The sequence below is a fragment of the Nonomuraea sp. NPDC049607 genome (genome assembly GCF_040675375.1).
Lineage (GTDB): Bacteria > Actinomycetota > Actinomycetes > Streptosporangiales > Streptosporangiaceae > Nonomuraea.
Window position 1 is genome coordinate 64,345 of sequence record NZ_JBFAOV010000043.1, and the last position, 10,449, is coordinate 74,793.

Annotated in this window: 13 protein-coding genes and 1 pseudogene; 8 read left to right on the forward strand and 6 right to left on the reverse strand. The window is 72.1% G+C overall.

Going from position 1 to position 10,449, the window contains the following annotated elements:
• Positions 1-32 precede the first annotated feature (32 nt).
• Together AB0J97_RS45155 and AB0J97_RS45160 are read left to right on the forward strand one after the other, a co-directional pair.
• Positions 33-416: a MerR family transcriptional regulator gene (locus AB0J97_RS45155; protein WP_364101691.1), complete on the forward strand. Its 384-nt coding sequence runs from the start codon at positions 33-35 to the stop codon at positions 414-416.
• 13 nt (positions 417-429) lie between these two features.
• Positions 430-876 carry a pyridoxamine 5'-phosphate oxidase family protein gene (locus tag AB0J97_RS45160; protein WP_357696107.1) on the forward strand — a complete coding sequence of 149 codons (447 nt, stop codon included), beginning with the start codon at positions 430-432 and terminating at the stop codon, positions 874-876.
• A 12-nt stretch (positions 877-888) separates the two neighbouring features.
• Here the strand turns inward: AB0J97_RS45160 and AB0J97_RS45165 are convergent, their stop codons facing one another.
• The gene (locus tag AB0J97_RS45165; RefSeq protein ID WP_364101694.1) at positions 889-1,398 is read right to left on the reverse strand and encodes a maleylpyruvate isomerase N-terminal domain-containing protein; all 510 of its coding nucleotides are present in this window, start codon (positions 1,396-1,398) and stop codon (positions 889-891) included.
• 96 nt (positions 1,399-1,494) lie between these two features.
• Between AB0J97_RS45165 and AB0J97_RS45170 the strand changes: the two genes are divergently transcribed.
• Both AB0J97_RS45170 and AB0J97_RS45175 read left to right on the forward strand, forming a co-directional pair.
• Positions 1,495-2,043: a TetR/AcrR family transcriptional regulator gene (locus tag AB0J97_RS45170; protein ID WP_364101697.1), complete on the forward strand. Its 549-nt coding sequence runs from the start codon at positions 1,495-1,497 to the stop codon at positions 2,041-2,043.
• Positions 2,027-2,446 carry a DUF5360 family protein gene (locus tag AB0J97_RS45175; protein WP_357696101.1) on the forward strand — a complete coding sequence of 140 codons (420 nt, stop codon included), beginning with the start codon at positions 2,027-2,029 and terminating at the stop codon, positions 2,444-2,446. Before AB0J97_RS45170 ends, AB0J97_RS45175 begins: the two co-directional genes overlap by 17 nt.
• On the opposite strand, the gene AB0J97_RS45180 is transcribed toward AB0J97_RS45175, so the two are convergent.
• A complete protein-coding gene (locus tag AB0J97_RS45180; RefSeq protein ID WP_364101700.1) occupies positions 2,397-2,879 on the reverse strand; it encodes a VOC family protein in 483 nt (160 codons plus the stop codon). The genes AB0J97_RS45175 and AB0J97_RS45180 overlap by 50 nt on opposite strands.
• A gap of 87 nt (positions 2,880-2,966) precedes the next feature.
• Here AB0J97_RS45180 and AB0J97_RS45185 point away from each other — a divergent pair, with 87 nt between their 5' ends.
• Positions 2,967-3,974: a YafY family protein gene (locus AB0J97_RS45185; protein WP_364101703.1), complete on the forward strand. Its 1,008-nt coding sequence runs from the start codon at positions 2,967-2,969 to the stop codon at positions 3,972-3,974.
• On the opposite strand, the gene AB0J97_RS45190 is transcribed toward AB0J97_RS45185, so the two are convergent.
• Positions 3,883-4,668, reverse strand: a complete 786-nt coding sequence (locus tag AB0J97_RS45190; protein WP_364101706.1) for an alpha/beta fold hydrolase — start codon at positions 4,666-4,668, stop codon at positions 3,883-3,885. The two genes, AB0J97_RS45185 and AB0J97_RS45190, sit on opposite strands and share 92 nt — an antisense overlap.
• A gap of 70 nt (positions 4,669-4,738) precedes the next feature.
• Here AB0J97_RS45190 and AB0J97_RS45195 point away from each other — a divergent pair, with 70 nt between their 5' ends.
• Together AB0J97_RS45195 and AB0J97_RS45200 are read left to right on the forward strand one after the other, a co-directional pair.
• On the forward strand, positions 4,739-5,440 hold the full coding sequence (locus AB0J97_RS45195) for a TetR/AcrR family transcriptional regulator (protein ID WP_364101709.1): 702 nt from the start codon (positions 4,739-4,741) through the stop codon (positions 5,438-5,440).
• Positions 5,437-6,849 carry an MDR family MFS transporter gene (locus tag AB0J97_RS45200; protein WP_364101712.1) on the forward strand — a complete coding sequence of 471 codons (1,413 nt, stop codon included), beginning with the start codon at positions 5,437-5,439 and terminating at the stop codon, positions 6,847-6,849. Before AB0J97_RS45195 ends, AB0J97_RS45200 begins: the two co-directional genes overlap by 4 nt.
• A 210-nt stretch (positions 6,850-7,059) precedes the next feature.
• Here AB0J97_RS45200 and AB0J97_RS45205 read toward each other — a convergent pair whose 3' ends face one another.
• Positions 7,060-8,001, reverse strand: coding sequence for a DUF5996 family protein (locus AB0J97_RS45205; protein WP_364101715.1), 942 nt, complete (start codon positions 7,999-8,001; stop codon positions 7,060-7,062).
• Between the two features lie 92 nt (positions 8,002-8,093).
• On the opposite strand from AB0J97_RS45205, the gene AB0J97_RS45210 reads away from it, so the two are divergent.
• The gene (locus AB0J97_RS45210; RefSeq protein ID WP_357696087.1) at positions 8,094-8,492 is read left to right on the forward strand and encodes a MerR family transcriptional regulator; all 399 of its coding nucleotides are present in this window, start codon (positions 8,094-8,096) and stop codon (positions 8,490-8,492) included.
• Here AB0J97_RS45210 and AB0J97_RS45215 read toward each other — a convergent pair.
• Positions 8,479-9,678 carry a hypothetical protein gene (locus AB0J97_RS45215; protein WP_364101718.1) on the reverse strand — a complete coding sequence of 400 codons (1,200 nt, stop codon included), beginning with the start codon at positions 9,676-9,678 and terminating at the stop codon, positions 8,479-8,481. The two genes, AB0J97_RS45210 and AB0J97_RS45215, sit on opposite strands and share 14 nt — an antisense overlap.
• Before the next feature lie 112 nt (positions 9,679-9,790).
• Positions 9,791-10,449 (reverse strand): annotated as a pseudogene (locus tag AB0J97_RS45220) (phospholipid carrier-dependent glycosyltransferase); the annotation flags it as partial.

Below are 10,449 nucleotides of genomic sequence, written 5' to 3' on the forward strand. Positions count from 1 at the left end.
ACATCCATGTGAAGGTCAATCCGGAGGTTCCCATGCGAATCGGCGATCTCGCCCGGCAGACCGGAGTGAGCCGCAGGCTGCTGCGCTACTACGAGGACCAGGGCCTGCTCAAACCGCTGCGCCTGCCGAACGGCTACCGCGAGTACGCCGAGACGGACGTCGCGGAGGTGCGCCACATCCGCGCGCTGCTCGAAGCCGGTCTGCCCACGTCGGTCATCACCCGGGTGCTGCACTGCGTCCACGACGACGGCGACCACATGGTGCCCTCGTCCTGCCCCGAGATGATGGACAACCTCAACCGCGAGCGCGCCCGCATCAGCGGCGAGATCAGCCGCCTGGCCGCCTCGCAGAAGGCGCTCGACTCAATGCTCGCCACCGCCCGCGAGCCTCTCCAGAGGAGGCGTTCGCCCAGGTGAGAGGATGGACGGCATGGATTTGGGTGCCATCCGGACGATGGATCGCGAGGAGTGCCTGGCCTTGTTGTCCTCGGTTCCCGTGGGGCGGGTGGCGTGGGCGCGGCCGGGCGGCACGATCATCGTCCTGCCGGTGAACTTCACGCTCGACGCCGACACCGTCGTGTTCAGGATCCCGCCGGGCCGCATCCTGGAGGCGATCGAGCATCACGTGCCGATGGCGTTCGAGATCGACGACATGGAGCCGGCGATGCGGGCCGGGTGGAGCGTGCTGGTGACCGGGGTCGCGGAGGTCGTCCGGGATCGGGACGAGGCCGGGCGGCTGGAACGGCTGACCGGCGCGCCCTGGCCGGAGCTGGCCGACCCGGTGCTCGTGCGGCTGCCGTTGGACCGCATGTCCGGCCGGCGCCTGCCCCTGCACCCGGGCGGGGTCGTGGTCGAGCGGCTCGACCAGGAGGCGTGAGGCCGGCGCAGGTCACACCGGTGGGACGAGCGTGAAGTAGCGGTCGAGCAGGGCCCGGTCGCCCCGCACGTCCAGCCGGTCGGCGGGCAGCCGCCGCCACAGGTGCAGCAGCAGGTCGGAGGCCGTCCCGGCCAGCTCGACGGCCCCCTCGGAGCCGCCGGTGAGCCGGACGTCGGCGCCGTCGAAGCACACCGCCCACGTCCCCGGCCCGTCCGTCTGCCGGAACAGGTAGCGCTCGCCCGTGCCGGGCGGGGCCTGTGTCCAGGACCGGCGGGCGGGGGCCATCACCTCGAAGACCTGGGTGACGGCGTCGGCGAGGTCGCCCGGGTCGGGCAGCCCGGGGAGGCGGTCACGGACGACCGCGTGCACGTGCCGGTGCACCGCGCCCAGATGGATGACCAGGTCGGCGACCGACCACCCGGGACACGACGGCACGAGGGGCGCGCCGCCCGACGAGCTCGCCCGCCGCGCGGCCGCCTCGAACGCCCGGACCTCCCTGTTGAACTGCGCGACATGATCCATGGGCTCACTCCGATCAGCCGGGTTCGGATTCCGGAGGTGGCTATGCGCGAGATCCAACCTTCGAAACTGTACCGGTCAGCCGGTATAGTAACGGTCATGCCACGACCGAGTTCCAAGGAGCGGCTGCTCGACGCCGCCGCCGACGTGCTGCTGACGGAAGGGGCGGAGTCCCTGACGCTGGAGGCGGTCGCCCGGCGGGCCGGCGTCTCCAAAGGCGGCCTGTTCTACCACTTCCCGACCAAGCAGGCCCTGGTCGGCGCCATGGTCGCGCGGCTGACCGACGCCTTCGACACGGCGCTGGCGACGGCGGGCGGCCGGCCGGGCGACTTCCTGCGGGCCTACGTACGGGCCACGATCCCCGAACGGCACACCGCGTCCGCGCCGGCCGACCGGGTCACCGCCGCGCTCCTGGCGGGCGTGCTGGTCGATCCGGCCGGGCTGGAGCCGCTGCGCGAGCGGTTCGCGGCCTGGCAGGCCCGGCTGGCCGACGACGGCATCGACCCGGCCGCCGCGACCGCCGTCCGGCTGGCCGTGGACGGATGGTGGGCCGCCCGCCTGCTCGGCCTCAGCGAACCCGGCCCCGACCTGCACGAACCCACCCGCCGCTACCTGATGGAGGCCATCGACCGTGCTGCGCGCGACTAAGGCGTTGATGCTGCTGACGGATCTCTGCTTCGTGGCCTACTTCACGGTCACCGGCCTCGGCCTGATCCCGCCCGAGTGGGCCTTCGCCGACTATGCCGATCCGCTGATGGTCGACTGGAACTGGTCGTTCCTCTGGATCGACCTCCTGGCCAGCGCCACGGGCCTGACCAGCCTGTGGCTCCTGCGTCGCGGCCGGCCCGCGGGCGAGCCGTTGATGCTGGTCTCGCTGGTGCTGACGATGGCCTCGGGGCTGATGGCGATCGCGTTCTGGACGCTGCGCGGCGACTTCTCGCTCGCCTGGTGGATCCCCAACCTCTACCTGCTGCTCTTCCCGCTCCCGGCCATCGCCGCGCTCACCGCCCGGGGAAGAAGTCCGCACTCTGGACGTATTCCATCGCCTTGACGAACTCGGGGTCGGTCAGGCGGCGCTGCGCCTCCTCGGCGGAGACGTCCTCGACGTGGGTCTGGATCCACCACAGGTTGCCCCAGGGGTCGCGTACCCGGCCGACCAGGTCGCCGAAGAACAGGTGCGTCACGTCGGTGACGGACGTGCCGCCCGCCTCGACCGCCCGGCGGTGGACGGCCTCGGCGTCGGGCACGAACAGGCGGAGGAAAGCGGGGGTCGCGGGCCATTCGGGCCGGGCGTCGAACATCATCACCACGGCGTCGCCGATCCGCACCTCGGCGTGCTGGACCTCGCCCTCCGGGCCGGCCATCCGGCCCAGCTCCACGGCGTCGAAGGCGGCCTTGAGCCAGTCGATCAGCCCTGCCGTGTCACGCGAGATGATCCACGGCGTCACGCTGGTGTAGCCCTCGGGGACGGGGTTGACGGTCATGAGGTTCCTCCTCGATCGGTGCGTCGAGAAGACGGTAGGAGGTCAGTAGGTCGGTTCCTGTCCTACATCGACGGCATTCTTGGACGCATGACGTCCCTGCGGTTGCTGAACCTGCTCTCGCTGCTCCAGACCCCGCGCGAATGGCCGGGCGGCGAGCTGGCCGAGCGGCTCGCGGTCAGCCGCCGTACCGTCCGGCGCGACGTCGAGCGGCTGCGCGACCTCGGCTACCCGGTGGTGGCCACCATGGGGGCCGACGGCGGCTACCGGCTGGTCGCGGGCACGGCCATGCCGCCCCTGCTGCTGGACGACGAGGAGGCCGTCGCGATCGCCGTCGGCCTGGTCACCGCCGCCCGGCATCCCGTGCAGGGCATCGAGGAGGCGTCGGTACGCGCGCTGGCCAAGCTGGAGCAGGTGCTGCCGTCCCGGCTGCGCCACCGGGTGGCCTCGCTCGGCGCCGCGACCGTTCCGCTTCCCGGCGTGGAGGGGTTCGACGTCGATCCCGGCCGGCTCACCGCGCTGGCCATGGCCGTCGCCAATCGCGAACGGGTGCGCTTCCGCTACCTGGCCGCCGACGGCGCCGAGAGCGCCCGGCTCGTGGACCCGCACCGCCTGGTGGCCGCCGGCCGGCGCTGGTACCTGCTGGCCCACGACCACGACCGGGACGACCGGCGCCTCTTCCGCGTCGACCGCATCGACGACGTACGGGCCACGGGCGCCCGGATCACCACGACCGAGCCGGAGGACCCCGCCGCGTACGTCGCCGCCAAGCTCTACTCGGGCACGCCCACGTACGGGGCGGTCGTGACCCTGCACGCGCCCGCCGAGGACGTCGCCCGGGCCGTCCCCGGCGAGGTCACCCCGCTGGACGGGCGCACCTGCCTCCTGCGCGCCTCCGCCGACACCCTGGACTGGCTGGCCTTCCGGCTGATCACGCTCGGCTGCGAGTTCGAGGTGCACGAGCCGCCCGAGCTCGTCGCCCACCTGCGCGGACTGGCCGCCCGTCTCACCCGCGCGAGCGCGCCAGGAACTCCAGCACCAGCGGGCTCGCCACCTCGCGGAACTCCTCGAAGTAGGCGTGCCGGGCCCCCTCGATGAGCCGGAGCTCCGCCCCGGGGATGCGTCCGGCCAGCAGCGGGGCGTTGGCGGCGGGGTTGAACACGTCGTCGGTGCCGTGCACGACCAGCGTCGGAGCGGCGATGGCGGGCAGGACGGCCCAGGCGTCGTGCCCGGCGCTGGCGGCCAGATGGCGGCGGCGGGCGTGGGCGGGCATGCCGGGATCGCCCACCGTGCGGTACGGCCCGGGATGCGTGGCCAGCCAGCCCGGCGTGTACATCAGCTCCAGCAGCGCCCGCCCGGCGGCGGCCCGGTCGGGTTGCGCCAGCGATCTGCGCACGTCGTCGCCGCGTTCCAGGCCGTGGACGCCGCCTGGGGAGGTGCAGCCGAGCACGAGCGCCCCCACGCGGCCGGGATGGTCGGCGGCCAGCCACTGGGCCACCCGGCCGCCCATCGACGTGCCGTAGACGTCGGCACGGCTGACGCCGAGGTCGTCGAGCACGGCCAGCACGTCTTCCGCGAACCCGCGCGTGGTGTACGGCTCGTCGGGCTTGTCGCTGTCGCCGGTGCCGCGGTAGTCGAAGGTGATCGTGCGGTGGGCGCGGTCGAAGTCGTCGCGGACCGGGTCCCACCAGCGGTGGTTGTTGGCCTGGCCCTGGAGCAGCACGAGCGCGGGGCCACTGCCGCGGACCTGGTAGGACAGCTTGACGCCGCCCGTCGTCATGGCGAAAGGCACGCCTTCGATGGTGCCATGGCGGCGCCGATGCCCTTGACGGAGTGAGTACTCACTCCGTACTGTCGAAGGCATGACGAACGAGACGAGCCGGCGGCGAGCGCCGGCGATGAGCCCCGAACGACGCCGCGAGATGATCGTGAAGGCCGCCCTCCCGCTGGTGGTCGAGTACGGCACCTCCGTGACCACCGCCCAGGTCGCCCGCGCGGCGGGCATAGGCGAGGGCACGATCTTCCGCGCCTTCGGCGACAAGGAGGCGCTGCTGGCCGCCTGCATGGCGGAGGCGCTGCGCCCCGACGACACCCTCGCCCACGTGTCCGCGATCTCCCTCGACCTGCCGCTGGCCGAACGGCTGCTGGAGGCGGCCGAGGCGCTGCGCGGCTACCTGGCCAGGATGGGCGCGGTGGCGGGCGCCCTCGCCACCACGGGCGGCCTGCGCCGCCCCGCCCCCGCCCCCGCCCCTGGCCCCGCCTCTAGCCACGGCGAAGGCGAGCGGCCCGGCTCTGGCCAGGGCGAAGGCGAGCGGCCCGGCGCGTCAGGCGGTGCGGGAGGGCGGCCCGCGTCCGGGCGGGAGGAGTCGATGGCGGCGTCGCGTGAGGCTCTGGCCGGGCTGTTCGAGCCCGAGCGCGACCGGCTCAGGCTGGCCCCCGAACATCTGGCCGACGCGTTCCAGTTCATGGTGATGGCGGCCGGCCGCGGCCCGTCCCCGCTCGGCTCGGCGGAACTGGTCGACCTGTTCCTGAACGGCGCGCTCACGGGCGGCGAACGTCCTTGACCGACCTCTACGAGGACCTGGCCCCCCGCAGCCGCACCGCGGTCACCTTCGCCTTACTGGGCTGCGCCTTCCTGGGCATGCTCGACGGCACCGTCATCGGCACCGCGCTCCCGCGCATCGTCGAACAGGTCGGCGGCACCACCTCCTGGTACGTCTGGCTGATCACCGCCTACCTGCTCACCTCCTCCGTGAGCGTCCCCGTCTACGGCCGCTTCTCCGACCTGTACGGCCGCCGCCGCCTCCTCCTCTCCGGGGTCGCGATCTTCCTGGCCGGCTCGCTGGCCTGCGGCCTCGCCGGCTCGATGGAGATCCTGATCGTCAGCCGGGCCGTCCAGGGGATCGGCGCGGGCGCCCTGCTCACCCTGGGCATGGCGCTGATCCGCGACCTCCATCCGCCCCACCGGGCCGAGGGCCTGATCCGCATGCAGACCCTGCTGGCCGCCATGATGATCGTCGGCATGGTCGGCGGCCCCCTGGTCGGCGGCCTGCTCGCCGACCACGCGAGCTGGCGCTGGGCGTTCCTGGTCAACCTGCCCGTCGGCGCGGTCGCGGCCACGCTGATCGCGCTGCTCCTGCCCGACCGGCGTCCGCCGCGCACCTCCGGCAGGCTCGACGCGGCCGGGATCGCCCTGCTCACCGCGGGCCTGTCGCTGGTGCTGATCGGCCTGAGCCTCAAGGGCAACACCGGCCGGGGCTGGACCGACCCGGCGGTGCTCGGCTCGCTGCTCGGCGGGCTGGCGCTGCTGGTCGCGCTCGTCCCCGTCGAGCGGCGGGCCGACACGCCGGTGCTGCCGCCACGGCTGATGCGCCGCCGCACGTACGCGGCGCTGCTCGCCGGAGGGTTCTTCTTCCAGGTGGCGGGGCTGCCCGCGGGCGTCCTGCTGCCGCTCCATCTTCAGCACGTACGCGGCTTGTCGGCCACGGTCTCCGGCCTGCTGCTGCTCCCGATGCTGGTGGGCATGATCGTCGGGAACCGGCTGACGGCGGTCCTCGTGCTGCGTTCCGGGCACACGAGGCCGGTGCTGCTGACCGGGGCCGCGCTGGTGACGGCCGGCACGCTCGCCTTCGCCCTGCTGGGTCCTGGCACCTCGCCGTTCCTGGTCGGGTTCTGGCTGCTGCTCGTGGGGCTCGGTACGGGCCCGGCGATGGGCGGGCTCACCATCGCCACCCAGAGCAGCGTCCCTCAGGCCGACATGGGCACGGCGACGGCGGGTTCGGCGCTGTCCAAGCAGCTCGGCGGCTCCTTCGGGCTGGCCTGCGCCCAGTCGTTCGTCGGCGGGCACGTCACCGCGGCGGCCGTGGGCTCCACCGTCGCCTGGACCGGGGGCGTCGCGGGCCTGCTGGCGGTCGCCGCCCTGCTGCTGGTCCGCGAGACCGGGCTCCCGGCGAGGCAGCCCGCCAGAGTTTGAGAGGAAATCGGGGAAACGCGGGGAATGTTCCGGCAGGGACCCCCGTTAAACCGTGGTCGGTGTGTCCAGTGTCCCCGGGCCTCACCTATTGCCTTCGCGGACTACCGTTCGGCTGGAGCCGCGTTGTGCCTTTCGCCGAGAGGCGACCTGCACACCGGTACACGCACACGTGGAAGCCCGCCCTCCCCGGAGGGCGGGCTTTCGCGTCTCCTACGCCGGACGGTTCTTGACGTAGTACGGATCGGTGATGCCGCCAGGGCAGGCCACCTCCTCGGTGTCCAGGTGGGTCAGCTTGGCCCCGGCCTGGTAGGCGCTCTGCAGGAACTCCAGCACGCTCGCCACCGGGTCGCCCATGGCCCGCACGTCGTCGTAGCGCAGCACGGCCAGATGGCTGCCGCGCGCGGGCAGCCACTCGGCCTGGCCGGGTTGCAGCGGCTCCCGTTCCAGGCCCTTGGGCTCGGGCGCGGTGTAGGAGTAGAACGCCGGCCAGGGCCTTTCCTTGTCGCCGAACCAGAACCCCGCGCTGATCACCTCCCGGCTGTACGCCTCGCGCGTGACGGGGTCGGCTTCCTCCGACACCTCGGCCGGGCGGCCGGTGAAGAGGGTGACCGCGATGTCGAACGTGTGCCAGAAGTGATGCACCGGGCTGACCTTGCCGCCGAAGTCCGCGGCGAACCGGTCGAGCAGCTGGGCCACCTGTGACAGGATCCGCCAGTAGCGGTTGATCAGGATCGGGTCGTAGTGCGCGTGCCGGGTGTCCTCGGCGAACGGCGTCTCGTCCTCCAGGTCGTAGGGCACCGCCCAGATCTCCGGCCGGATGCCCAGGTCGGCCAGCGTCTGGAAGAGCCGGGACTGGAAGGTGGCCACCGACAGCCCGATCAGGCTGAACTCGGCGCTGCGGCCGTCGAGGACGTCGATCAGCAGGCGGTGGCGGACGAGGTCGAAGTCCACGCAGAACAGCGGCTGCTCGCCGAGCCCGCCCATGGGACGCGTCGTCAGGCCACGCCCGGTCAGATGGAACGGCACCTGCCACCAGTGGTTGCGCCGGTTACTCACCGTCAGACGGATTTTCCCGACGATCTGCGCGAAGCGGTGGAAGGTCTCCTTGGTGTCGGCCCACTCTTCGAGTGGCATGGCCGGAAAGAGCTCCATGTCCTCTATCGTAACTACGCTGCGTAATCACTCGTCGGAGGGGCTCCGCTAATATCCGGCTTGAAGGGTGGTTCAAGTCGAGGAGCCGGGGCATGCGGGACACGTTGATCGACATTGGCGAGGTGGCCAGGCGTACCGGGCTGGCCGCGTCCGCGCTGCGCTTCTACGAGCGCAAGGGGCTCATCGAGGCCGAGGGGCGCAACGGCCTGCGCCGCGTCTACCTGCCCGAGACGCTCGACCGGCTGGCGCTGATCACCTGTGCCCGCGACGCCGGTTTCACGCTGTCGGAGATCGCCGAGTTCCTGCGGGCCAGGCCCGCGGACACGCGGCTGCGCGAGCGCATGGCCGCCAAGGAGCGCGAGGTCGACCAGCGGGTGCAGCAGCTCACCCGGCTGCGTGACAGCCTGCGTCACGCGGCCGTGTGCGAGCACGACCCGCTGGTCGAGTGCCCCGAGTTCAAGCGCGCCGTGAAGGCCGTCAGCCAGAGCTGACGTACTTGCGCGGGCGCAGGGCGTGGGCGCGCAGCGCGGAGAGGGCCGCGTACTGGCCGGGCCTGGCCATCCGCACGGCCAGGTCGTCGCTGAAGGCCAGGCCCAGCGCGGTGAGCTGGGAGACCAGGTCGGCGACCGGCGCGGCGACGTCGTCGAGGGTCGTGGCCGGGTGCCAGCCCTCGCCGCCCACCACCTCGGCCACCCGTTCGCGCAGCTCGGCGGGTGACATCAGGACGCCGTCGGCCAGCAGCATGAGCGCGGCCTCGCGGGCCGAGACCTCGAACTCGTGCTCGCCTCTGGCCAGCAGCAGCCGGGTGACCGCCTCCCACATGGCCTCCGGCGAGCCCAGCAGGTGACGGCCGTAGTCGGTGATGGCCAGCCGGGCGCCGTCGCGGCTGATCGCGCCGAGCTCGCGCTCGGCCAGCTCGCGCAGCCGCAGCGCCGGCGGCGAGGGGGCCAGCCGGAGCGGCAGGCTGCCCTCGGAGGCGGCCAGGGACAGCAGCTTGCGCAGGGCGGGCAGCGGCTGCGGCGTCACCGGCGCGTACAGGCGCACCTCGAACGGCTGGGCCAGCTCCCGCCGGGCCGGGCCGCGCCCGAGCACCCAGCGGTTGAGCCGTTCGCCGTGCACGCGGTTGAGCCAGCTGTCGCCGCCCAGCTCGGGGCGGGGCTCGGTGAGCCAGCGACGGGTGAGGGCGGTGCGGTCGAGGTCGTCGCCGGCGACGATCGCCAGCTCCAGCGCCGCCGAGCAGGCCACGTGCGCGCCCAGCTCCTCCGGGCCCATGATCATGCTCCATTGCAGCTCGGGAACGTCGGGCGGGAGCACGCCCGTGGCCTCAAGGGCCTTCTGGTAGGCGCTGGTGCCGGCGTCCTCGCCCTCCTGGGCGTAGGTGCGCAGGATCTGGACGGTCGTGGGCGACACGCACAGGGCGGCGTAACGTTCCATGCCGCCCAGTTGCAGCAGTCGCCCGAGCGAGCGGGACAGTCGTTCGTGGTCGCCTCCGGGCCGGAGCGGGCCCACCTTGATCGGAAGCGTGTACCAGAGGAACTCGCAGACGTCGAGCTGGGTCACCGTCTCCAGCGGCTCCCCACCCGTCAACCATTCGACGGCGGTCCTGGCCTCCTCGGCCAGGTCCGGCTGAGATCGCTCCAACTCGGCGAGAAGGGCGGTGACATCCGGTGCACTCATGCCTCGAAGTTTGCCGTATCGCACCCAGCCCTGACGATGACCGAATGCGGTGCGTATTGGGTCTTGCACAGCGACTACCCTACGAAACCGATGTTTACCTACAGTGAGCGGGTCAGATCCACCGTTTGTCGAACAACATCCGGGCCTTCCATTCGGTGTACGGGATCACCTCTGCGGACAAGATCGGGTGCAACCACCAGAAATTGATCAGTGCCAGCAGAGCGTACGCGCCGACCACCGCGGCGCCCAAGGTGCGGCGCATCGGCATGGCTCCGGCGGCCGTCGGCGTGGCGGGCCCGATCAGCAACCCGGCGCACAACGTCAGCGCCAGGATCATGAACGGCACCATGGGGATCGCGTAGAACAGGAACATCGTACGGTTCTCGGAGATGGCGAAGTAGAACCAGGGCAGCCAGCCCATCGCGTACGCCAGCAGCACCGCCCCCGCCCGCCAGTCGCGCGAGGAGACGTACCAGGCGATCAGGGCCACCAGCGCGGCCAGCGCGCCGAACCAGATGACCGGCGTGCCCACGCCGAGCACCGCCTCCGAGCAGTCCTTGGCCCCGCACACGTTCTGCTTGCCCTCGTAGAAGAAGGCCACCGGACGCAGCAGCAGCGGCCACTGCCACGGCTCCGACATGTACGGATGAGAGGTCTCCAGCCCGTTGTGGAACGAGAAGACCTGCCATTGGTAGTGGATCCAGGAGCGCATGGAGTCGAACAGGAAGAAGAAGGGGCCGGAGGAGGTGGCCTGGTCCCAGTTGCGGCCGT